We start from the raw sequence: 23,682 nt of genomic DNA on the forward strand, positions 1-23,682 counted from the left end.
GTCGCGGCATGGTGGCCAACAAGCCCGGCGCACCAGGGAGACTGCGTATAAGCGTGAAGACCGTCGCGCAGGGAATGCCGGAGTGTTCGGCTTTGCCTGTGGTACCTGCCGCCTGCATTTTTTTCGCAGGCGGGCCATGGGTGAGGCCTTCACCCGGCATTCCCTGCGCCCTCTGCATGATTTGCGAGGGGCGAATTGAATGTAGAACTCGGGCGCGACGCGCCGCGAGGCTGAGATGTCGTGTCCCGTGCTGTTTGAGACTGTGAATTAGATGAACGGAGACACCTCTGCCGTGCAACAGCTGGATTCAATAGCGCCGCTTGACGACGGAGAAGATGCGACATGCTGATGACTGCGCCCTCTCCCCTTGTGGGAGAGGGCATGTACGACAGTGTGACAAGGACGGTCGGGTGAGGGGTATCTCTCCAAAAACGCCAATCGCGGAGAGATCCCCCTCACCCAAACGAGTATGCGGAGAGGCTATACATGCCCTCTCCCGCAAGGGGAGAGGGCACTATATCACACAGCTCGACTTGTCGAGCCAATCGTCGCCAGCACTATGCGCTCATGTAGCAAGCTTATCCAGCCGCCTGCCGCGCCGCCGGCTTGCGCTCCACCGGGTGGATGTCGATGCCGCGCAGCCTTCCCAGCCGCAGCACATCCATCGCGACGGTGCGGCCGATGCGATCGCGGTCGAGCACGCGGATCAGGTCGTCGACGCCGTTGATGTCGGCGCCGTCGAGGCTGATCACGACATCGCCCGGCAGCAGGCCGGCACGCGCCGCCGGGCCATCCGGCTCGATCTGCATCAAGAGCGCGCCCATCTTGTTCTCGACGCCGGCGAGCAGCGCGTGACGCCGCGGCACCGGCGCGGTCTGCCCGGAGACGCCGATATAGGCGCGGCGGACATAGCCGTGGCGGATGATTTCCGACAGCACGAACTGCGCGGTGTTGCTCGCGACCGCAAAGCAGATGCCTTGCGCCCCCTGGATGATGGCGGTGTTGATGCCGATCACCTCCGCGGCCGAGGACACCAGCGCCCCGCCGGAATTGCCGGGGTTGAGCGCCGCATCGGTCTGGATGACGTCCTCGATCATGCGGCCCGAGACCGAGCGGATCGAGCGCCCCAGCGCCGACACCACGCCGGCCGTCACCGTCGATTCGAAGCCGAGCGGGTTGCCGATCGCGACCACGAGCTGGCCGCGCCGCAGGCTCTTGGAGTTGCCGAGCGCGGCGTAGCGCAGGTCGCGCGCGTGATTGGCGCGCAGCAAAGCGAGATCGGTGTCGGGATCGACGCCCAGCACCTGCGCATCGGTGACGACGCCCTCGACGTCGCGCAGCCGGATGGCCTTCGACGAGCCGACCACATGGCTGTTGGTCAGCACCAGCCCGTCGGGCGAGATCACGATGCCCGAGCCGAGGCCGCCGCGCTCGGCGCGGGAGCCGGCTTTGGGGCCAGTCTCGACACGCACGACCGCAGGGCCGACGCGCTCGGTGACGTCGATGACGGCATTGGAATAGGCGTCGAGCAGCGCCCGGTCATCGGCCGGGGCAGCAGACGACGCTTGCGCCGGCGACAGCGCGTCGCCGGCGAGATCGGAGGTAAAGTCCAACATGGCAAGATTTCCTTCGGCCGCTCAGATGGGTAGCAGCCTGCCCCGGCGCAAGGTGGCGGTCTGTCCCGTTCGCAAGGCGGGCGAGCTGATCCGCACTTGCGGCCGTCGTTCAAGACGCCCGCCTCCGGCAGGCTCCTCAGGACGAGGACCGGCTGCGCGGCAATATCTCAAACCCTCATGGTGAGAAGCGCCGCACGCCAAAATGAGCCAAGCAGTCGGTCCAGATGGCGGTGCGTCTCGAACCATGAGGCCGAGACGCCGGATCCCAAGCCGCACTTGCCGTGACTCACGAGCGATGTGATAGGACTGGACGCGGATATTTGATGCAATTGATTGCGGGAGAAAACATGCGGCTGCGAGACCGGCTGTTGTCGTTGTGTGGGGCCATTGTGCTGGGAGCCGGCATGACCGGCGCATCGCTGGCGGCGAGCGCCACGGTGCGCAGCGGCGACACGATCCAGCTCGGCGACACTGTGTTCCGGCTCGACGGCATCGATGCGCCGGAGGTCGACCAGCTCTGCATCGACGATCACGCCGATTCCTGGAGCTGCGGCGTCGAGGCGCGCGAGCAGCTCGGCAAGCTGATCGGCGGGCGCTCGGTGCGCTGCGACGATCTCGGTCCCGACAAGCCGCTCAAGACCCGCAGGATCGGCCTCTGCACCATCGACGGCGACAAGGTCAGCCTCAACCAACAGGTCGCGCGCGCGGGCTACGCCATGAGCGCGGATCCGGCGATCAAGTATCGCGCCAAGGACGATGTCGCCGCGGCCAAGGAGGCGGTGCGCGGGCTGTGGAAGGGATGCTTCGTCGCGCCCTCAGAGTTCCGCGCCGACAAGAAGGACGGCGCCCTGCTCGGCGCCGCCTGCCGCGCCGACCGCGACCGCGAGATCCGTGCGGTGCTGTTCCCGGACGCGCCGAGCGCGCCGCCGGGCTGCAGCATCAAGGGCAAGTTCGCGGTGCGCGCCCGCGTGACCGGCAACATCGGCATCTACCATTTGCAGGGCTGCCCGAGCTATCCCGCGACCACCGAGCCCGACCGCTGGTTCTGCTCGGAGGACGACGCACGCGCCGCCGGCTTCCGCCGTGCGTTCAACTGCCGCGCACCGAAGAAGTGAGGACGGCCCGCTCGTGCTTCTCAATGCCGCATCAGCTGGTCCATCAGCGGCTGACGCGCCAGATCGTGCCGTTGCCGTCTTCGGAGATGAGCAGGCTGCCGTCGCGCGCCACGGTGACGCCGACCGGCCGCCCCCAGACCTCGCGATCGTTGACGACGAATCCGGTGACGAAATCCTCGTATTCGCCGGTGGGCGCGCCGTCCTTGAGCCTGATCCGGATCACCTTGTAGCCGGTGCGCTTCGACCGGTTCCACGAGCCGTGCTCGGCGGCGAAGGCATCGCCGCGATACTCCGGCGGAAACAGATTTCCGTCGTAGAACGTCAGACCGAGCGAGGCCGAATGCGGCTGCAGCAGCACGTCGGGCACGGTGATCCTGCCCTTCAGGTCGGGGCGCTCGCCGGCATGGCGCGGGTCGGGGTTGTCGCCGATGTAGTACCAGGGCCAGCCATAGAAGCCGCCCTCCTTCACCCGCGTGACATAATCCGGCACCAGATCGTCGCCGAGCCCGTCGCGCTCGTTGGTCGAGCACCACGGCGCTCCGGTTGCCGGCTGGATGGCGAGGCCGACGCAGTTGCGGATGCCGGTGGCGAACAGGCTGCGGTTCTGGCCGTCGGGATCGAATGCCAGCACGCCGGCACGGTCGGTCTCTCCGCCCCAGCCCGCGCCGAGCGGATGCGCCTTGATCCAGGCACTGATTCCGCCGGCTGGCTCTCCCAGCGCTTCGCCGACATTGCCGGCGGAGCCGACCGACACCAGCATGCGCTTGTCGTCCCTGGTGAAGACGATATCGCGCGTCGAATGGCCGTAGCCGGCCGGCAGATCGGCGATCGTCTGGGCCGCGGCCGACGCCTTCATGTCGCCAGCCCGATAGGGAAAGCGCATGACGCGCTCGGTGCTTGCGACATAGACCCATTGCGGATCGCGGCTCGGATAGAACGCGATGCCGAAGGGATGGCCGAGACGGTCGGCAAAGATCTCGCTGGAGGCGACCTTGCTGCCGTCCTCGCTCGGGCGCAGCACGCGGACGCGCCCGGCCCGGGTCTCGGCGACGAAGATGTCGCCATTCGGCGCGGTGCGGAGGATGCGCGGCCCGTTCAGCCCCTCGGCGAACAGCGCGACCTTGAAACCGTCGACGACCTTCGGCACGGCGGAGGCCGGTCGTTGCACCACGCGGGACACGTTCGAGGCGGACGCCGTCGCCCCGGGCTTGGGCAGGTCTTCAGGGCGGATCAGCCTGATCGTGCCCGGTGCATCACCCTGCCAGCTGCCGAACGCGTCCTTGCCTTTCAGCACAGCAGGTTCGGCTGCGGCGGCGGTCGCCGCCAGCGCGCTCAAGGTCGCCACGACAGCCGTGCTCATCAGTCTCGTCATGCAGTCCTCGCGCGTCTCGAACGGCCGGCAGTCTACCCCGGTCGAGGACCGGCGATCACGTGTCGCGGCGATGGGACGCGATCACGACAGCGCCCCGAGCACACCGCGCGTCGCCTGGTCGATCTCCTCGACATAACGTCGGCGCGCGAAGGACTCGGTCAGGAAGCCGATCACCTTGCGGCTGTTCTCCGATTCCAGCACCGCCAGCTCTTCCGCGCCGGAATCGTCGAAGATCTTCATCGCCGTCTTGACGTTCATTTCGGGCAACAGCGCGACCTCGAAATATTTAGCGAGCTCGACCACCTGGATCTCGTCGGCAATGGAGTCCAGTTCGCCCGAGAACAAATCGGGCAAGGAGACCAGCCCGCAATAATCGTCGCTGTTGTTCACCACCACCACCGCCTGGCGCGTGCCCAGCGCGAACTCGCGCCGACAGGCCGCGATGCTGGTCGTGGTCGGCACCTTGGCGACGTCGGAGCGCATCAGCCGCTCGACCGTGAGGTTGCGCAGCCAACCGACGTCATTGGCGCTGCGGATGGTCTCGCCGCGCAGATGCAGTCGCCAGGTCGAGAACGAGTGGCCGAACAGGACGCGGACGCACACCGACGTCACGATGCAGGCGCCCAGCACGACGGCCGTGACGTCGACGCTGCGGGTCATTTCCAGCACCAGGAACGACATCGTCAGCGGCCCGCCGACGATGGCGACACCGAGCGTCGCCATGCCGGTGAGCATCGCCACCAGCGGGTCGATCGCGAGCCCGAGGCCGGCCAGCGCGAGCAGTCCCGCAAACAGCTTGCCGAGCAGGCTGCCGACGAACAGCGAGGCGAAGAACAGACCGCCGCGGAAGCCCGAGGCCAGCGAGATCAGGCAGGCGGCGAGCTTGAGCACGATGATGGTGGCGATCATGCCGACCGCCATCTCGCGATGCAGATCGAGCAGCATCGCGCCGTGGCCAGCCGCCAGCACCTGCGGCGTCACGATCGCCATGGCGCCGACACAGACCCCGCCGATCACCGGGCGCAGCCAGACCGGGATGCGGACGAACAGCCGCTCGACCGCCGGCGAGGCGCGCATCACCACGATGCCGATGCCGGCGACGAGGAGCGCCAGCACGAACAGCGCGATGTATTGCTCGAAGCCGACCGCGCCGACCTTGGCGATCTCCAGCGAATACGGCGCGCCGGCGAGATATTGCGAGGTCAGCGCACCTGCCAGCGACGCCGCCAGAATCGGCGCCGCGCTGCCCACGGAGTAGACGCCGACGATCAGCTCACAGGCATAGAACGCGCCGGTGATCGGCGCGCCGAAGGCGGCCGCAATGGCTGCCGCCGCACCGCAGCCGAGGATGAGGCGCAGATCGTTGCGGCGGAGTGTGAGATACTGCCCGAGCAGCGAGGCGACGCCGGCGCCGATCTGGGTGTAGCCGGCCTCAAGCCCGACCGACGCGCCGGAGCCGTTGGAGACCAGGGTCTGGCCGCTCACCACGATGCTGTCCCGCATCGACAGCCGTCCGCCGCGCAGCGCATTGGCCTCGACGGGGTCGACCGCGGCGGCGATCTTCCAGCGCCGCCGCAGCCATTCCATGATCCCGAGCGCGAGGCCGCCGCAGGCGGGTGCGATCAGCGCGACCGCCGGGTTGACCCAGGTATGAGCGCTGAGCCGGACATCGATCGGAATGCCATAGATGACCACATGCGCGACCTGCGCGATCAGGCTCATCACCGTCACGATCGCACCCGTCGCGACGCCGATCACCAGCGCCAGCGGTATCAGGTAGAACTCGTTGCTGCGCAGCAGGGCCCGCAGCCGCGTGACCACCCGGTTCGAAGCCTTGCGATCGATGATATGCGACAGCGTCGACAGCACGGAGAGCCATTTCTTCTACGATGAGGCCTCGCCGTGGCAATAACCTGTCGCAACTAGCGGAACAAGCGCGAATTCCTGTCCAGTCGAAACGTGGTTGACCGGTCCGGAAAGTGGAACCGCCGCGGCCCGCGCGATCCTACGCCTCCGCGCGGCACCGCTGAGGTCACAAGCAGCCCAAGTTTAAAACGACGGCGCCCGCCACGGGAGACTCCGCAACGGGCGCGTGCAACTCAAATCGAGGAGATCGACCGTTCAGACCCGCTCGATGATGATCGCGGGTGCCATGCCACCGGCCGCGCACATCGTGACCAGGCCGCGCTTGAGATCGCGCCGCTCGAGTTCGTCGAGCAGCGTCCCGATCAGGATGGAGCCGGTGGCGCCGATCGGATGTCCGAGCGCGATCGAGCCGCCGTTCACATTGACCTTGGCGCGATCGAGCTTGAGGTCGCGGATGTACTTCTCGGCGACGACGGCGAACGCCTCGTTGATCTCGAACAGGTCGATGTCATCAAGCTTGAGCCCGGCCTTGGCCAGCACCTTGCGCGTCGCCGGCACCGGGGCGTTCAGCATCAGGGTCGGGTCGTCGCCCATGTTGGCCATCGCCACGACGCGTGCCCGCGGCTTCAGACCATGAGCCTTGGCATAAGACGGCGACGCCAGCAGGATCGCTGCCGCACCGTCGACCACGCCCGAGGAGTTGCCGGCGTGATGGACGAAGTCGATCTCGAGGTCGGGATAGCGCTGCAGGATCAGGTTGCGATAGGTCGTGCCCTTCTCGTCAAGCGCGTAGTCGGCGATCGCCGGAAACGCCGGCTTCAGCCCGGCGAGCGCCTCCGCCGTGGTCTGCGGCCTGGGATATTCTTCGTGGTCGAGCGCGAGGCTGCCGTCCTCGCGGCGTACCGGCACCAGGCTCTTCTTGAAGTGGCCGGCAGCGATCGCCGCCGCCGCGCGCTTCTGGCTCTCCAGCCCGAGCGCGTCGACGTCGGCGCGGGTGATGCCTTCCATCGTGGCGATGGCGTCGGCACAGACGCCCTGGTGCGACTGCGGGTGCAGCGCGCGCAGATGCAGATTGCCGGCATCCATCATCAGCGGCCCCTCGCCGCGCCGGCCCTCCATCGACATCATCTCGCAGCCGCCGGCGACGACGAGATCCTCCTGCCCTGCCATGATCGAGGCGGCGGCGATGTTGACGCTGGTGATGCCGGAGCCGCAGAAGCGGTCGAGCGTGACGCCGGAGGCGCGGATGTCGTAGCCGGCATCGAGCGCCGACATGCGGCCGAGGTCGCCGCTCTGCGGGCCGCGCTGCGACGAGCAGCCCCAGATGATGTCGTCGACATCGCCGGTGTCGATGCCGGTGCGCTCGGCCAGCGCACGCAGCACGGTGGCGCCGAGATGCTGCGGATGCAGCCCGGCGAGCGCGCCCTTGCCGGCCTTGCCGATACCGCGCGGCGTCCTGCAGGCATCGATGATGAGCGCGTCGACCATGGTGTTTCCTTTGCCCGATGTTGCTGTGCGCTGACAGCGCGCAGCGTCTCGGCGGCCGCACGCTCTCTTTGTTGTCGCATAGCATTGCGCATGCGGTCTTCACAACGGCGCTTGAAGCTGCCGGCGCATGACCAAAACGCACGCCATGGCGTTGATGCAACTCACCTTTCCGTCGCACGAACAATTCCGCGGATCGGCGCGCTCACGCGGCCTTCTCGCAGACTGGTTGAAGAGCAGCCGATCTCGCCCAGCCGCGCTGCAACGCAGCTCGAACGGAGGGTCTCGGCAACGTTGGCAGTTGGACTGCGGAGCATTGTCCAAGCAAGCGAACTGTCCGTTCACCCAATGCTTCTTGTCGTGCCGCAGAGGCTGCAAGATCCTCGATCGGGAACGACCGGGATCACAGCGATCCGCCGGCTCCGGATCCGGAGCACTCATGATCACGACGCCACGTTGAAATGTCGCCTGACCTCGCCATTGTGGCGTGACGATAGCAAACACGAACGATGCCGGCGCCTGGCAAGCGACGCCTGCCGTGACCGCGGCCATCCCGAGGAGGACGCTCTGATGTTGAGACGAGACCTGCTGGCCACCATGGCCGGACTGGGAGCGGCGAGCGTGCTCGGCGCGGTCCCCGCGCAACTCTCCGCCGAAGAGGCCAAGATCCCCAACATCGCCGGGCCGGATCCGGCACCGAAGACCCCAAGCTTCAGGGCGCCACCGGGCAGCGTCGATACCCACACCCATATCTTCGGACCGGCCGCGACCTATCCGTTCTCGCCCACCCGCCCCTACACGCCGCCCGACGCATCGCTGGAGATGTTCCGGGCGCTGCACGCCAAGATCGGCGTCGAGCGCGCCGTCATCGTCAACGCCACCGTCCACGGCACCGACAATCGGGTCGTGACCGATGCGATCGCGCAGAGCAACGGCAACTACAAGGGCGTCGCCAACATCAATGCGGCGATGTCCGATGCCGACCTCGCGGCGCTCGGCAAGGCCGGCATCTGCGCCTGCCGGTTCGCCTTCCTCCGCCGCCTCGGCGGCGTCGGCGACATGAACGTCTTCCGCAGCCTGGTGGACCGCGTCGCGGCGATCGGCTGGCACGTCGACATTTATCTCGAGGCCGGAACGATCCAGGAATTCGTGCCGATCCTGAAGGCGCTGCCGGTCACCTATGTGATCGACCACATGGGCACGATCAGCGCCGCCAAGGGGATCGACGATGCCGGGTTCAAGGCGCTGCTCGACCTGCAGGCGAGCGACGACAAGTGCTGGATCAAGATCACCGGTCCCGAGCGCGCTTCGGCCTCCGGCCCCCCATTCCACGACGCGGTCCCGTTCGCCCGCAAGCTGATCGACAACGCGCCGGATCGCGTCATCTGGGGCACCGACTGGCCGCATCCGAACGTCAAGATCATGCCCAATGACGGCGATCTGGTCGATCTGATCCCACTCTACGCCCCGGATCCGGCCATGCAGCGAAAGCTGCTTGTCAGCAATCCCGAACGGCTGTTCAAGTTCGAGCCCAAGAGCTGAGTCACCGCCAGCTGCGACTTCGAACCTTTCAGCGACAGGACCGATCATGACCGCCACGACCCTCACCGCCGACAGCAAGCCAGGCGCCCGCCGAGGCTGGTGGAAGGAGCTTTGGGTCCAGGTCATGATCGCGATGGCAGCGGGCATCCTGCTCGGTGCCATCAAGCCGGATCTCGGCGCCCAGATGCAGCCGCTCGGCGACGCCTTCATCAAGGCGATCCGGATGCTGATCGCGCCGATCATCTTCTGCACGGTGGTCAACGGCATCGCCCACATGGCCGACATGGCCAAGGTCGGCCGCGTCGCGATCAAGGCGCTGATCTATTTCGAGGCCATCACGACGCTGGCGCTGATCATCGGCTTGACCGCGGTGAACCTGTTTCAACCCGGCGTCGGCATGAACGTCGACCCGGCGACGATCAACTCCGCAACGATCGAGCCCTATGTCAAGCAGACCGCTGCGGTCGGCTTTGTGCCGTTCCTGCTCAACATCATCCCGCAGACCTTCGTTGGCGCCTTTGCCGAGGGCAATATCCTGCAGGTGCTGTTCATCTCGGTGATGTCAGGCTTTGCGCTGATCTGGCTCGGCGATCGCGCCAAGCCGGTGACGGACGTGATCGAGGTCGCCGGGCAGATGATCTTCGGCGTCGTCCGGATCGTGATGTGGGCAGCGCCGCTCGGCGCCTTCGGGGCAATCGCCTTCACCGTCGGCAAGTTCGGCATCGGCTCGCTCGCCAAGCTCGGCCTGCTGCTCGGCAGCTTCTACCTGACCTGCCTGATCTTCATCGCCGCCGTGCTCGGACCGATCGCCGCCTTCACCGGCTTCAGCCTGTGGAAGCTGATCCGCTACCTCAGGGACGAGGTGCTGGTCTGCATCGCCACCACGTCATCGGAGACCGTGCTGCCGCGCATGCTGGCGAAGCTCGAAGCCGCCGGCTGCGAACGCAGCATCGTCGGTCTCGTCATCCCCACCGGCTATTCGTTCAATCTCGACGGCACCTGCCTCTACCTCGCCACCGCCGCGGTGTTCCTGGCGCAGGCGACCAACACGCATCTCGACGTCAGTCACCAGATCGGGCTGCTGCTGATCCTGCTGGTGACATCGAAGGGCGCAGCCGGCATCGCGGGCGCCGCTTTCGTCGTGCTGGCCGCAACGCTGGCCGCGACCGGAACGATTCCGGTCGCCAGTGTCGCCTTGGTGCTCGGCATTCACCGGCTGATGTCGCAGGGGCTGACGCCGACGAACCTGATAGGTAACGCGGTCGCCACCATCGTCATCGCGAGGTGGGAGAATGGCTTGGACGCGACGCGCCTGCGCGAGGTGCTCGATGGCGTCATGACGGCATCTGATGCAAATTGAAATCATTGAAGCAGACGTGAAGCGAGTCTCGCCGCATTGACGCCGATCAAACGGCGCATGACCTAAAATTAATAGTTGTCTTCTTTCGTCTCGCTGCTGTGCTCAGCTAATGAAGCGCAGCGGACGACGTGTCGATATCCCCGCGTCGTCCAGCAAGAACGATCAGAAACGTTCACGGAGCAAGCGCCTGAGGACCACCGGTCCCGCATGACACCGTGCGCGAGACGATCAATCGGAGACGATCATGAACAAGCAGCTTCTGCTCAAACTTCACCGTTGGATCAGCCTCGTCTTCGCGCTGCCATTGCTTGTCATCATCGTGACCGGGATGATCCTCTCCTTCGAGCCGATGGCACAGGTCGCCGCCGTCAAGCCGCACAGCGTCGATCCGGCGCGCGTGGTCGCGCTGATCAAGCAGTACGATCCCGACGGCAAGGCACGCGGCCTGTCAATCGACGCCTCCATGCAGCACCTGACCTTGCAGGGGGCGCCAGGCACCGAGGTCGACATGACGACCGGCGCCGCGGTCGAGAGGCCGGCGATGGCCAGCGTCTTCTCGTGGGCGCGCAGGACCCACGAGCATCTGATCGGAATCCCCGGCCTCACCCTGATCTCGACCGTCGCCATGGTCGGCATCATGATCATCGGCATCCTGATGGGACTGCCGCGGCTACGCAACACGCTGTCCGGCTGGCACAAGGGCACGGCCTGGTTCACGCTGCCGCTGATTTTGCTCAGCCCGCTCACCGGACTCTGCCTCGAGCTCGGCCTCACCTTCGCAGGCAGCGCGCCGCCCGCAGCGGCCAAGCGCATCTCGCTGCCTGAGGCCGTCAGCATCGCCTCCAGGGACCACGACCTGTCGTCGGTGAACTCGATCGGCAATCGCGGCGGGCGGATGATGGCGAGGATCATCGAGGACGATGAGCTCAGGGCCTATGCGGTCACGTCCGACGGGCTCTCCGCATTGCCGCGCAACTGGCCGCGCCTGCTGCACGAAGGCAACTGGTCTCTGATCGGAAGCGCGGCCAACATTCTGATCTCGGTCGCGTTGTTCGCGCTGCTGGTCACCGGCGTGTTGATCTGGACGCAGCGCCGGCTGCGGCGCCCGAGCCGCGCGCGCGACGTGCCGGCGAAGACCGCCGTGGCATCCTCGATGCCGTCCTGACGATTGCGATCATCGCATGGAGCCGGCCCGCCCTGCGGGCCGGCTTCCAATTACGACCTTCTGCGCGATCTGCGCGGCCCGGTTCGTCGCCGCGGCCTGGCCCGGAGAACGCGGGCCCGGCAGCAGAACGTTCCCGATCATTGTGACGAGCGACGTCGGCCCTCGCCAATACGCGACGAGCAGCGGCGTTCTCGGCGTTCGTCTCAGAACTGTCATTCGCGTCCGGCGCAGGCGGGCACCGACAGTGCGCGAGACGTCAAGCTGTGAGTAAGCCCGTCCTGTCATCAACGTGACTTGACCAGATCGGTACTGCCAAGCATCGTCAGCAGCAGAAAACGAAACGGTTTAGTTTCATGTCTGATGATGTCCATTTGTTTCCCGCCTGTTCGGGACCCGTCCCGAGACGCAGCGCATGGCCTCTGCCGCTCGGCCTGCTCGGCTGCGGCGTGCTGCTCGCGTCGTGTGCTGTCGGCCCGGACTTCTTGGCCCCCGATGCGCCGGCCACAACCGGCTACGTGACCGAGCACCGCCTCGCCGCGACCGCCAGCGCCACGACGCCGGGCGGCAATGCGCAGAGCTTCGCGCCGGGAAGCGACCTGCCGGGCACCTGGTGGGCACTGTTTCATTCCCGGCGGATCAACGCCTTCGTCGAGGAGGCGATTCGCAATCATCCGGACATCGAGGCCGCGCAATTGGCGCTGCGTGCCGCGCGCGAAAATGCGCTGTCGCAGCAGGGCGCGCTGTTTCCGCAGGTGAGCGCGAGCGGCTCGGCCGAGCGCGCCCAGGCCTCCACCACGCAGCAGGGACAATGGCCCGGCCAGACCTCGCTCTACACGCTCTACGGCGCCTCGGTGAGCGTCAGCTACGCCCTCGACCTGTGGGGCGGCACGCGGCGCCAGGTCGAGGCGCTGCAGGCCCAGGCCGACTATCAGGGATTCAAGATGGAGGCGACGTATCTCGCGCTGACCGCCAATGTCGTGACCGCCGCGATCACCGACGCCTCGCTGCGCGACCAGATCACGGCGACCGAGGAGATCATCAAGGCCGAGACCGATCAGCTCGGCCGCATCCAGCGCCAGTTTGACGTCGGCGCGATCTCAAAATCCGACGTGCTGGCGCAGGAGGCGACGCTGGCGCAGGCCAAGGCGACCCTGGCGCCGCTGCAGAAGCAGCTGGCACAGCAGCGCAACCAGTTGATGGCCTATCTCGGCCGGCTGCCCAGCCAGGACCGCGGCGAGCACGTGACGCTCGCGGAGCTGAAACTGCCGCGCAAGCTGCCGGTCTCGCTGCCCTCTTCGCTCGTCCGTCAGCGTCCCGACATCCGGCAGGCCGAGGCGACCCTGCACCAGGCGACCGCGACCGTCGGCGTCGGGATCGCCAACCTGCTGCCGCAGGTGACGCTGTCCGGCAGCTACGGCGCGAGCGGGCCGGAGCGGCTGTTCTCGCCGACGACGCTGGTGTGGGATGCCGCCTCGAGCGTCAGCCAGAAGCTGCTCGACGGCGGCACGCTGTATCACACCAAGGAAGCCGACGTCGCGACGTTCGAGCAGGACCTGTCGCTCTACAAGAGCACGGTCATCACGGCGTTCCAGAACGTCGCGGATTCGCTGCGCGCCATCCAGTACGACGCCGAGGCGCTGAAGGCGCAGGCCGCCGCCGAGAAGGCCACGGCCGACAGCCTTGCAATGTCGGTCGAGCAGTTCAGGACCGGCGCCGTTCCCTACGCCAACGTCATCACCGCGCAGCAATCCTATCTCAACGCCCGGGTCTCCCGCATCAAGTCGCAGGCCACGCGCTTCACCGACACCGCGGCGCTGTTCCAGGCGCTCGGCGGCGGCTGGTGGAATCGGCAGGACGAGACACCGGCGGCGCTGCCGCGCGCCAATCCCGGCTATTTCGCCGGTCCCAATCGTACGACCCAGGAAGCAATGTAATGAAGAAGCGCATGGTCATCATGCTGGCCGCCATGGCCGCTCTGTTCGGCGGCCTGTACGGCTTCCAGACCTTCAAGGGCGTCATGATCGCCAAGGCGATCGGCGCCATGGCGAACCCGCCGCAGACGATCTCGACCACGGTCGCGGCGACCGCGCCGTGGCGCTCCAATCTCACCGCGGTCGGCTCGCTGCGCGCCGTCAACGGAGCGGATCTGTCGCTGCAGGTCTCGGGCATTGTACAGAGCATCCAGTTCAATTCGGGTGATGCCGTCGAATCCGGCCAGTCCCTGCTGCAACTGGTCGCCACCGACGACGTCGCCAAGCTGCAATCGCTGCAGGCGACCGCCGAGAACAACGCCATCGTCGTCAAGCGCGACGAGGAGCAGATCAAGTTCAATGCCGTCAGCCAGGCCACGCTCGACAGCGACCGCGCCAACCTGAAGAACGCGCAGGCCCTGGTCGCGCAGCAGAAGGCGGTCGTCGAGCAGAAGACCCTGAAGGCGCCGTTCGCCGGCCGGCTCGGCATCCGCGCCGTCGATCTCGGACAATTTCTCAGCGCGGGCACCACCATCGTGACCTTGCAGAGCCTCGATCCCATCTTCGTCGACTTCTATCTGCCGCAACAATCGCTCGCCGACATCCGCATCGGCCAGGACATCACCATCGTGGTCGATGCCTTCCCTGCCGAGCGTTTCGCCGGCCAGATCTCGGCCATCAACGCCAAGGTCGATTCCACCAGCCGCAACGTCCAGGTCCGCGCCACGCTGCACAACGAGGCGGCACGGCTGCTGCCGGGCATGTTCGCCAAGGTCGAGATCGCGACCGGACAGCCCGAGCAGCTCGTCACCCTGCCGCTGACGGCTGTCGTCAGCAATCCCTACGGCGACCTCGTCTATGTCGTCGACGATCTCAAGGACGGCCAGGGCAAGGCGCGGCAGACCTTCGTCAAGAGCAAGCCGGCCAAGGGCGACCGGATCGCGATCACCGACGGCATCAAGCCGGGCGAGACGGTGGTGATCGCGGGCCAGATCAAGCTGCGCAACGGCAGCCCGGTGAGAATCGACAACTCGCACGTCCCGGTCGCTGAGGCCGCGCCTGACGTCGTCGATCAGTAATTCGCGAAAAGCCTCCGACCTTCAGAGCCCGCCCATGCGCTTCACAGACATCTTCATCCGTCGGCCGGTGCTGGCGCTCGTGGTCAGCGCGCTGATCCTCGTGCTCGGCCTGCGTTCGATGACGACGCTCGCCATCCTGCAATATCCGCGCACGCAGAACGCCATCGTCACGGTCAGCACGGCCTATGCCGGCGCCGATAGCGATATCATCGCCGGCTTCATCACCACGCCGCTGGAGAATGCGATCGCCCAGGCCAACGGCATCGACTACATGACGTCGACCAGCGTCACCGGCAGCAGCACCATCACGGTGAACCTGCGGCTCAACTACGATTCCGGCAAGGCGATGACCGAGATCAACGCCAAGGTGAACTCGGTGCTGAACCAGTTGCCGACCGGCACGCAGCAGCCGACCCTGACCCTGAAGGTCGGACAGACCATCGACGCGATGTATATCGGCTTCGCCAGCGACGTGCTGGCGCCGAACCAGATCACCGACTATCTGACGCGCGTGGTTCAGCCGAAGCTGCAGGCGGTCTCCGGCGTGCAGACCGCCGAATTGCTCGGCGCCAAGAAGTTCGCGCTGCGCGCCTGGCTCGATCCCGACAAGCTCGCGGCCTATGGCCTGACGGCGACCGACGTGTCGACGGCGCTGTCGGGCAACGACTACATCTCCGGGCTCGGCACCACCAAGGGCCGCCTCGTGCAGGTCGACCTCGCCGCCGCGACCAACCTGCATTCGCTGGAGCAATACCGCAACCTCGTCGTCAAGCAGGTCAATGGCGCCATCATCCGCCTGCGCGACGTCGCCAATGTCACGCTCGGCAATGACGACTACGACAGCGCGACGCGTTTCAACGGCAAGACCGCGGTCTATATCGGCGTCCAGGTGGCGCCGACCGCGAACCTGCTCGACGTCATCAACGGCGTGAAGGCGGTCTATCCGGAGCTGCAGCGGCAATTGCCGAACGGCATCACCAGCGAGATCCTCTACGACTCCACCGACTTCGTGAACTCGTCGATCGACGAGGTGATCCACACGCTGGTGGAGGCCATCGGGATCGTGATCGTCGTGGTCTTCATGTTCTTAGGCTCGTGGCGCTCGGTGCTGATCCCGGTGATCGCCATTCCGCTGTCGTTGATCGGCACCTTCGGCCTGATGCTGCTGATGGGCTTCTCCATCAACCTGCTGACCTTGCTGGCGCTGGTGCTCGCGATCGGCCTCGTCGTCGACGACGCCATCATCGTGGTCGAGAGCGTGCACCGCCTGATCGACGAGGGCGTGCCGCCGGTCGAGGCGGCGATCCAGTCGGCGCGGACGCTGGCGAGCCCGATCATCGCGATGACCGTGGTTCTGATTGCGGTGTACGTGCCCGTCGGCTTCCAGGGCGGCCTCACCGGCGCGCTGTTCACCGAATTCGCCTTCACGCTGGCCGGCGCCGTCACCGTCTCGGCGGTGATCGCCCTGACCTTGTCGCCGATGAACTGCGCCTGGCTGCTGCGCCGGACCGAGCGCGACGCCACCACCCTCGAGGCGCGGCTGGTGAGAACGATCGACCATGTGCTCGAACGGCTCGCGCATGGCTATCGCCGCGGGCTCGAAAGCGTGTTCTCGACCAAGCCGGTGGTCGTGGTGTTCGCGCTGCTGCTGCTCGCGATGATCCCCTGGCTCTATGTCAGCTCCACCAGCGAGCTCGCGCCGGACGAGGACCAGGGCATCGTGCTGTCGCTGACGAATTCCGCGCCCTCGGCCACGCTCGAGCAGCGCCAGTTCTACGGCCAGCAACTGTACGGCCTCATTGCCCAGCGGCCGGAGACGCGCACCGTGTTCCAGATCGACACCTCGACGCAGGTGATCGGCGGCTGGGTGCTGAAGCCGTGGGATCAGCGCAAGGCGACGACCAAGACCCTGCAGCCGGAATTCCAGCAGCTCCTGAACGGCATCGCCGGCGCGCGCTCGGTGGCGTTCCAGCCCTCGCCGCTGCCGGGCAGCAACGGCCTGCCGGTCCAGTTCGTGATCGGCACCACGGGGGCCTTCAACGAGCTCAACGACGTGTCGCGGGATTTCATGACCAAGGCGCTGGCGAGCGGCAGGTTCATCTTCCTCGACAGCGACCTGAAGATCGACAAGCCGCAGACCACCGTGGTGTTCGACCGCGACAAGGCCGCCGATCTCGGCCTCAAGATGAGCGATCTCGGCGGCGCGCTCGCGACCATGCTCGGCGGCAATTATCTCGACTATTTCAGCCTGGAGGGCCGCTCCTACAAGGTGATCCCGCAGGTCCGGCAGAACGACCGCCTGACCGACACGCAGCTGCTCGACTATTCGATCCGCACCAGCGGCAATGCCATGGTGCCGCTGTCGACCGTGGCCCGGCTCGAGCGCAAGACCATTCCTGAGTCGCTCAATCACTTCCAGCAGATCAACGCGGCGACCATCTCCGGCGTGGCGATGCCGGGCATCGCGATGGGTGACGCGCTCGCCACCCTGAAGGAGATCGCGAAGTCGCTGCCCTCGGGCTACTCGATCGACTATGGCGGCGCGTCGCGGCAGCTGATGCAGGAATCCGGCGGCTTCGTCACGACCTTCGTGTTCGCGCTGATCATCATCTTCCTGGCGCTCGCCGCGCTGTTCAACAGCTTCGTCGATCCGGTCATCATCCTGGTGTCGGTGCCGATGTCGCTGGCGGGCGCGCTGATCTTCATCAGCCTCGGCATCGGCGGCGCCAGCATCAACATCTACACCCAGGTCGGCCTCGTCACCTTGATGGGCCTCGTCAGCAAGCACGGCATCCTGATGGTGGAGGTCGCCAACGAGCTCCGCGAACACGGCAAGGACCGCACCGAGGCCATCATCGCGGCGGCCACCGTCCGCCTGCGCCCGATCCTGATGACCACGGCGGCGATGGTGCTCGGCGTGATCCCGCTGATCGCCGCGAGCGGCGCCGGCGCGGTGTCGCGCTTCAACATGGGGCTGGTGATCGCCACCGGGCTCGCCATCGGCACCCTGTTCACGCTGTTCGTGGTCCCCGTCGCCTATGCGCTGATCGCCCATCGGGGTACGGCGCACGAGACGCCGGCCCAGGCTGCCGGGGCGACAGCCGCTCCTTAAACGGCTTACAAAACAACGAAATATCAGAAGCTTAGGCGAAGACCCGACAATCGAGCAGCCCGGCATTGACAAACGATATACGTAAACGATATATCGTTTGTACGAACGGGAGATCATATCGTATGAGACATCATCATTGGAAATTCGGACCTTCTCGCCGCGACGACGAAGAGCGCGGTTGGGCGCAACGCGGACGGCATGAGCGGCATGGCTTCGGCGAGACCTGCGAGGACATCCGGCTCAGCGGGCGCGGCCCCGGATTCGGCCGCCATCGCGGTCCCGGCCTGTTCGAACGGGACGGTCGCCGTGGCGGGCGCGAGGAATTCGGACGTGGCGGCGGGCGCTTCTTCGGCCCCGGCGACCTGCGCAGCCTGCTGCTGTGGCTGATCGGCGAGAAGCCGCGCCATGGCTACGAGCTGATCAAGGCGGTCGAGCAGCTGGTCGGCGGCGCCTATTCGCCGAGCCCGGGCTCGGTCTATCCGATCCTCAGCCTCCTCGAGGACATGGGCCAGATCGAAGCCGCCTCAAGCGAGGGTGGCAAGAAGCTGTTCGCGATCACCGACGCCGGACGCCAGGCGCTGAAGGACGACGAGGCGGCGATCGAAGGTCTGCTCAGCCGGCTGCGCATCATGGCCCGCACCATGGGCGGCATGCGCCCGCCCGAGCAGGTGCTGCAGACGGTGCAGACGCTGAAGATGGCGCTCAAGATGCACCGGCAGGGTTGGAGCGAGGACGAGGCCAAGCGTGTCAGCGACATCCTCACCCGGGCCATCGCCGAGATCCAGGGCGATGACGACGGCGCGGCGAGCTGACATCAACATCAGCCAGAAGCGGAGGCGTAGCAGCCGGAATTGATATCCGTGCTTGCGCCGTGCAGACGGTGCGCTCCCTCTCCCCGTTCTTCACGGGGAGAGGGGCAGCCACGCGGGAAGCGTCGGTTGAGAAACCATACTCCCCTCATCCAAAACATCTGCTGTCGTCCCGGCCTTTAGCCAAGACTGCTAACATCGGGTCGCGATGAGACAGGCGACTGATAGCGACGTTCCTCGATAGCATCCGCGGTATGGGTCCCGGCGTTCGCCGGGACGACACCGTTGATGCGGCCTAGTCGAGCCAAACACACTGCTGTCGTCCCGGCCTTGCGCCGGGACCCATACCGCGTGATGGTCATTGGCGGAACGGCTCTCGGTCATCACCGTCCGCACCAGGATCCCGCAAGAGCCGCTACACCGGCTCCAGCACCATCAGTCCCGTCGCCGTGTTGGAGATCGGGATGTGATAGTTGGAATGCTCCTTGCGGACCTTCTCCGGCAAGGTGCCGCGCGCCACCATCCAGTTCAGCAGCTCGACGCCCTGGGTGCCCGACAGCTCGACCAGCTCGGTGGTCGAATACTTCGTCGCCCACGAGGGATCGTCGACCATGCTGGCCATGAACTTCTCATCGAAATCCTTGTTGATGAAGCCGGCCCGCTCGCCGTCGAGCTGGTGCGACAGGCCGCCGGTGCCCATCACGACGACGCGCTCATCCCCAGGCCAGGATTCGATCGCCCGCGCCAGCGCCTGACCGAGCTTGTAGCAGCGTGCAGCCGATGGCAGCGGCGCCTGCACCGTGTTGACGACGACCGGCACCACCCGCACCGGCCATTTCTGATCCGGCCAGCACAGCGCCATCGGCAGGGTGAAGGCGTGATCGACCGCCATCTCCTGGCAGGTCGTGAGGTCGAAATCCTCCTTCACCAGATGCTCGATCAGGTGCCACGACAATTCGCTGTCGCCCTTGAACGGCGCGGTCTGCGGAATGCCCCAGCCCTCGTCGGCATTGCTGTAGCTGTCGGCCGCGCCGACCGCGAAGGTCGGCATCTTGTCAAGGAAGAAGTTGAGGCCATGGTCGTTGTAGACGAGCACGACGACATCCGGCTTCACCCTGGCGAGCCATTCGCGCACATGCGGGAAGCCGTCGAAGAACGGTTTCCAATACGGATCCTGTTGCAGGCCCTTGGCGATTGCGCCGCCAATGGCCGGAACGTGGGAGGTGGTGATGCAGCCGACGATCTTTGCCATGACGATTACCCCCTCGCCGCCAGAAGCTTGGCCTTGAACTGCTCTTTCGTCAGGCCGGTCTGCTGCGCGCCGATGTCCTGCATGTCGAGCCCGAAGATGCCGGCAAACTTGGCGAGGTAATAGGCGTTGCCGCCGGCCTCGATCAGCTCCAGCACGTTGCGGTTCTTGATCGCCGCGCGCTGCTGGGCATTGAGGCCATATTTGGCGCAATAGCCGTCCTCGTCGGCGACGAAGGCCTTGCGGTTGGCGGCATCGTTGAACGAGTAGCACATCTTGTTGAGCGCGTAGCCTTTGCGCGCCTGCTCGCCGTCGAAGATGGTGGTGCCGGGCACGGGCTGCCGGGCTGACGTGGCGGACATCGTCGCCTCCCCTGTTCGTGTTACGACGACCACGCTTGATCTGGATCAAACGCGGCGCCGGTTCGTGCCGCCAGTATCGCCGACAGACATCCCCGATAAAGGCCGCGCGGCCGATCTGATCCATGAGCCAATTCGATCATTTGGACCTCGACGGCCACCTGCTGCAGCTGCTGCTCGCCGTCATCGAGGAAGGCTCGGTGACGCGCGCCGCGCAGCGGCTCGGCGTCACGCAGTCGGCCGTCAGCCATCTGCTCGACAAGCTGCGCGCGATCACCGGCGATCCGCTGTTCGTGAAGTCCGGCCGCGGCATCGTGCCGACCGCGCATGCGCAGCTCCTGGCGTTGCGCGCCCGCGCGCTGCTCGACGATCTCCGGAGCTTCTCGCACACCGCCGCGTTCGAGCCGGCGAAAATCTCCGCGCAGGTGACGATCGCGGCCAATGATCTGCAGCGCGACCTGCTGCTGCCGTCCCTGCTCCGCTACGCCCGCGCGCAGGCGCCGGGCCTCAGCCTGCGGGTGATCCCTTCAGGCGCACCGGTGCCGGAAATGCTGCGCGAAGAACACTGCCAGCTGATCATCACGCCGCGCCCGCCCGAGGGCAGCGACATCCTGCAGAAGCGGCTGTTCGAGGACAGCTATCGCGTGTTCTACGATGCGGGCCAGCGCGAGCCGCCGGAAAGCCTGGAAGACTATCTCGCCAGCGACCATGTCACCGTGCTGTACGAGCCGCGACGCCGGCTCGACATCGACGAGGTCCTCGCCGAGCGCGGCATCGTCCGGCGCTTCGCGGCGCAGGTTCCCGGCTTCGGCGGCATCGGGCCGTTCCTGCGCGGCAGCCGCATGATCGCGACCCTGCCGAGCCTGCTGCGCGCCTACATGCTGCGCGGCCTCGCGGTCGCGCCGGTGCCGGTCCCCTGCCCGGCGATGCCGATGTACATGGTCTGGCACCTGCGCCACCACGAGGATCCGATGCACCGCTGGCTGCGCCAGCAGCTCGAGATCGTGGTCGCGCCGAGCCTCGCCGCTGCGGCCGAGCACATGCCCATCATGGCGTGACTCATCCCGAGAGGTGAGCGGCCCTCACCCCGGCGTATGGCACACCGCCTCGATGTTGTTGCCGTCGGCGTCGCGCACGAACGCGCCGTAATAGTTCTCGTGATAATGCGGCCGCAGTCCAGGCGCGCCGTTGTCGCGTCCGCCTGCCGCGATCGCCGCCTGATAGAATGCATCGACCGTGGCGCGATCCTTGGCGTGGAACGCGACATGCGTCGAGGTCGCGGCCGTCCCGCCGGTGCCGATCCAGAAATCCGGACGGCCGTCGCCGAAGCCGGCGTGATCACCGTGGCCGCCGGTCTGCGCGTCGGTGATCTCCATCATCAGGACGTAGCCGAGCGGCGCCAGCGCCGCCGCATAGAACGCCTTGGCGCGGGCAAAGTCGGAAACGGGGAAGCCGACGTGGTCGAGCATGGCGATCCTCATCGATGATGACGGCCGAATGCTAGCTCCGCCGGCAGGACGGCGCAACGATGCACGCGGCACGCTCACATCGCGAGGATGCGCCGCGCCGTCCGTTGCCCACTCGCCAGCGCCGCCTCGACCGTTCCCATGTCGCGGCCGCGATACAACGCCTCGCCGGAGATCAGCACCTGTCCGCCATCCCAGTGCGAGAGCATGTCCTGCGCCTCGCGCGAGGTCAGCGTCGCGTAGGAATAGGCGCCGCACGCGAACGGATCCTTCGCCCAATCCGTGACATGAGACGCGACGAGTTGCCGCTTCAGCGAGCCCAAGGGCCGTGAGAAGATGTTTGCGAGCGCCGAAAGCCCTTTTTCGATCAGCACGTCCACGTCGCACGCGGCGAAGGCAGCGGCCGGCGGCCCGGCGAGCCAGCCAGTCAGCACCGCGTCATCGTTCGGATGCTGCGTCCACCACACCGGCACGTCGGCATCGGACAGCACGAACAGCATGTCCGAAAGATCCTCGGTCCGGGCCTCGCGCCACCACCGCCGCTCGAAGCGCAGCAGCAGCTTGATGACGTTGCCGAAGCCGATGGTTTCGGCGGCGGCCAATTGCGGACGCATGGAAGGCGGCAGCGCGATGGTTCGCAGCAGCGGCAGCGGCACGGTCAGGATGACGCGATCGCCGCGCTGCGCGCGGCCGTCGGCGCAGCGCACGACGACACCATCATCGGCGCTCTCCACCGCGCGCACCACCGCCTCGAGCTGCATCGCCACGCCATGCGCCCGGCACTCCGCCAGGAGATGATCGAGCAGCGCCGCGTAGCCGCCGACGATGCGCGCCTGAGCGCCGCGCTCGCCGCCCATCCATTCGTCGCGCAGCGCGAACACGCTGGCACGGGCGGGATCGGCCGCGTCATAGCCCTGCACCATCCCGAGCACGGATTTGCGCAGGGCGGCGAACTCCGCGCCGGCGAAATGCCGGTCGAGCAGCGCCGTCACGGTCATGTCCTCGGCGAGCTGCCGCGCCACGCGGTGCAACTGGCGCATCTGCCGATCGGCGGGATCCTCGCGCGAGAACGCGCCATCCGCCACGTACCAGCGCGTGCCATCGACCGGCGTCGAGGCCAGCCCCGCCTCCGCCATCAGCGAATGGGTGACCGGCGCCTCGCCATGGATGAATTCCGCGCCGGCATCCGCGCGATATCCGAACCTGCTCGCGGGCAGCGGATGGATGCGTCCGCCGCAGCGGTCACGCGCTTCCAGTAGCGTCACCTGCAGGCCGGCGCGGGCCAGCTCGCGCGCGGCCATCAGGCCTGCGGCACCGGCACCGACGATGATGATGTGCATTCGCCGCTCAGCCATGACTTGCCTGGGCCGGCATGGCCGAGCCGTTGGTGATCTTGTAGCGCAGCCACAGCGCGCCGCCCTCCAGCGCCGTGCTGCTTTCGAGCGTCATCGCCGTGATCGGCGCGCGCATGCCGGACTCGGCTTCCGTCGAATCGAACACGCTGGGCGCCCCCTTGGCGCCATCCACCGCCGGACACAGAACGAGGTTGAACTCGTCGACCAGACCGGCGCGCAGGAACGCGCCGTTGGCGCCGCCGCCGCCTTCGAGCAGCAGCCGTTTCACGCCGAGCTCCTGCGCGACGATGTCGAGCACGCGCTGGAGATCGAGCTTCGACTGGCCGGCGAAGACGTAGGACACGCCTTCGCCGCGCAGTCCCGCGAGATGCGCATCGGACACGGCCTCGGTCAGCACGACGACGATCGGATCGCCGCCGATGTCGGAGCGGCCCCAGCAGATCTTGCCATGGGGATCGAGCACGATGCCGTAGGCCTTGGCGCCGGGCCGCGCGATCCAATGGGTGCGCGGGAAGCGCTCGGTGGTCTCGGCGGGATAGGCCGAGCCCTTGGCGAATTCCTGGCCGGTGACGCGGCCAATCAGCCAGGCGTCGCCGCCGAGCTGGTCATGCACCTGCTCGAACAGATCGCCCGATCCCTTCGGACGCCAGCGGCTCGGCAACGTGCGGCCGTCGACGCTCGACGCCATCAGGCAGATGACTTCCGGTTTCATGCATCCTCCTTGTCGCCGCCAAACGGGGGTCACCGAATATCGGTGCGGCG

At 66.7% G+C, this 23,682-nt stretch carries 18 protein-coding genes; 9 read left to right on the forward strand and 9 right to left on the reverse strand.

The window, feature by feature from the left end; all coding sequences use genetic code 11:
* Positions 1 to 578: 578 nt before the first annotated feature.
* A complete protein-coding gene (locus ACQR1D_RS25435; protein ID WP_316218344.1) occupies positions 579 to 1,616 on the reverse strand; it encodes a S1C family serine protease in 1,038 nt (345 codons plus the stop codon).
* A 347-nt stretch (positions 1,617 to 1,963) separates the two neighbouring features.
* Here ACQR1D_RS25435 and ACQR1D_RS25440 point away from each other — a divergent pair, with 347 nt between their 5' ends.
* Positions 1,964 to 2,731 (forward strand): thermonuclease family protein, encoded by a 768-nt coding sequence (locus ACQR1D_RS25440; protein ID WP_315802468.1) that lies wholly within the window; start codon positions 1,964 to 1,966, stop codon positions 2,729 to 2,731.
* A gap of 43 nt (positions 2,732 to 2,774) precedes the next feature.
* Here ACQR1D_RS25440 and ACQR1D_RS25445 read toward each other — a convergent pair whose 3' ends face one another.
* The 3 genes from ACQR1D_RS25445 to ACQR1D_RS25455 all read right to left on the reverse strand — a co-directional run bounded on the left by ACQR1D_RS25445 (position 2,775) and on the right by ACQR1D_RS25455 (position 7,457).
* Positions 2,775 to 4,103 (reverse strand): PQQ-dependent sugar dehydrogenase, encoded by a 1,329-nt coding sequence (locus ACQR1D_RS25445; protein ID WP_434894136.1) that lies wholly within the window; start codon positions 4,101 to 4,103, stop codon positions 2,775 to 2,777.
* A gap of 81 nt (positions 4,104 to 4,184) precedes the next feature.
* Entirely contained in the window at positions 4,185 to 5,972 is a 1,788-nt protein-coding gene (locus tag ACQR1D_RS25450; protein WP_316218342.1) for a chloride channel protein, read from the reverse strand.
* Positions 5,973 to 6,224: 252 nt separating this feature from the next.
* Entirely contained in the window at positions 6,225 to 7,457 is a 1,233-nt protein-coding gene (locus ACQR1D_RS25455) for an acetyl-CoA C-acetyltransferase (RefSeq protein WP_316183264.1), read from the reverse strand.
* A gap of 567 nt (positions 7,458 to 8,024) precedes the next feature.
* Here ACQR1D_RS25455 and ACQR1D_RS25460 point away from each other — a divergent pair.
* The 7 genes from ACQR1D_RS25460 (at position 8,025) to ACQR1D_RS25490 (ending at position 18,494) form a co-directional block, all read left to right on the forward strand.
* Positions 8,025 to 8,996, forward strand: coding sequence for an amidohydrolase family protein (locus ACQR1D_RS25460; RefSeq protein WP_315802464.1), 972 nt, complete (start codon positions 8,025 to 8,027; stop codon positions 8,994 to 8,996).
* 46 nt (positions 8,997 to 9,042) lie between these two features.
* A complete protein-coding gene (dctA, locus tag ACQR1D_RS25465) occupies positions 9,043 to 10,356 on the forward strand; it encodes a C4-dicarboxylate transporter DctA (protein WP_316218340.1) in 1,314 nt (437 codons plus the stop codon).
* Positions 10,357 to 10,600: 244 nt separating this feature from the next.
* Positions 10,601 to 11,521 carry a PepSY domain-containing protein gene (locus tag ACQR1D_RS25470; RefSeq protein WP_434894137.1) on the forward strand — a complete coding sequence of 307 codons (921 nt, stop codon included), beginning with the start codon at positions 10,601 to 10,603 and terminating at the stop codon, positions 11,519 to 11,521.
* 353 nt (positions 11,522 to 11,874) lie between these two features.
* Positions 11,875 to 13,455: an efflux transporter outer membrane subunit gene (locus tag ACQR1D_RS25475; RefSeq protein ID WP_434894138.1), complete on the forward strand. Its 1,581-nt coding sequence runs from the start codon at positions 11,875 to 11,877 to the stop codon at positions 13,453 to 13,455.
* The gene (locus ACQR1D_RS25480) at positions 13,455 to 14,570 is read left to right on the forward strand and encodes an efflux RND transporter periplasmic adaptor subunit (protein WP_434894139.1); all 1,116 of its coding nucleotides are present in this window, start codon (positions 13,455 to 13,457) and stop codon (positions 14,568 to 14,570) included. Before ACQR1D_RS25475 ends, ACQR1D_RS25480 begins: the two co-directional genes overlap by 1 nt.
* Positions 14,571 to 14,604: 34 nt before the next feature.
* Positions 14,605 to 17,682 (forward strand): efflux RND transporter permease subunit, encoded by a 3,078-nt coding sequence (locus ACQR1D_RS25485; RefSeq protein WP_434894140.1) that lies wholly within the window; start codon positions 14,605 to 14,607, stop codon positions 17,680 to 17,682.
* 122 nt (positions 17,683 to 17,804) lie between these two features.
* Positions 17,805 to 18,494 (forward strand): PadR family transcriptional regulator, encoded by a 690-nt coding sequence (locus ACQR1D_RS25490; protein WP_316183258.1) that lies wholly within the window; start codon positions 17,805 to 17,807, stop codon positions 18,492 to 18,494.
* A gap of 412 nt (positions 18,495 to 18,906) precedes the next feature.
* Here ACQR1D_RS25490 and ACQR1D_RS25495 read toward each other — a convergent pair whose 3' ends face one another.
* Both ACQR1D_RS25495 and ACQR1D_RS25500 read right to left on the reverse strand, forming a co-directional pair.
* Positions 18,907 to 19,743: a class III extradiol dioxygenase family protein gene (locus ACQR1D_RS25495; RefSeq protein WP_316218335.1), complete on the reverse strand. Its 837-nt coding sequence runs from the start codon at positions 19,741 to 19,743 to the stop codon at positions 18,907 to 18,909.
* Positions 19,744 to 19,748: 5 nt separating this feature from the next.
* Positions 19,749 to 20,102 carry a protocatechuate 4,5-dioxygenase subunit alpha gene (locus ACQR1D_RS25500; protein WP_315782786.1) on the reverse strand — a complete coding sequence of 118 codons (354 nt, stop codon included), beginning with the start codon at positions 20,100 to 20,102 and terminating at the stop codon, positions 19,749 to 19,751.
* A gap of 122 nt (positions 20,103 to 20,224) precedes the next feature.
* On the opposite strand from ACQR1D_RS25500, the gene ACQR1D_RS25505 reads away from it, so the two are divergent.
* Positions 20,225 to 21,157, forward strand: a complete 933-nt coding sequence (locus tag ACQR1D_RS25505; RefSeq protein WP_434839742.1) for a LysR family transcriptional regulator — start codon at positions 20,225 to 20,227, stop codon at positions 21,155 to 21,157.
* A gap of 24 nt (positions 21,158 to 21,181) precedes the next feature.
* Here ACQR1D_RS25505 and ACQR1D_RS25510 read toward each other — a convergent pair whose 3' ends face one another.
* The 3 genes from ACQR1D_RS25510 to ACQR1D_RS25520 all read right to left on the reverse strand — a co-directional run bounded on the left by ACQR1D_RS25510 (position 21,182) and on the right by ACQR1D_RS25520 (position 23,632).
* A complete protein-coding gene (locus tag ACQR1D_RS25510; RefSeq protein ID WP_434839743.1) occupies positions 21,182 to 21,568 on the reverse strand; it encodes a VOC family protein in 387 nt (128 codons plus the stop codon).
* 74 nt (positions 21,569 to 21,642) lie between these two features.
* Positions 21,643 to 22,920, reverse strand: a complete 1,278-nt coding sequence (locus tag ACQR1D_RS25515) for a flavin monoamine oxidase family protein (RefSeq protein WP_434839744.1) — start codon at positions 22,918 to 22,920, stop codon at positions 21,643 to 21,645.
* Positions 22,913 to 23,632: a RibD family protein gene (locus tag ACQR1D_RS25520; RefSeq protein ID WP_434839745.1), complete on the reverse strand. Its 720-nt coding sequence runs from the start codon at positions 23,630 to 23,632 to the stop codon at positions 22,913 to 22,915. Before ACQR1D_RS25520 ends, ACQR1D_RS25515 begins: the two co-directional genes overlap by 8 nt.
* Positions 23,633 to 23,682: the final 50 nt, after the last annotated feature.

This window comes from Bradyrhizobium sp. HKCCYLRH2047 (genome assembly GCF_051168175.1).
GTDB lineage: Bacteria > Pseudomonadota > Alphaproteobacteria > Rhizobiales > Xanthobacteraceae > Bradyrhizobium.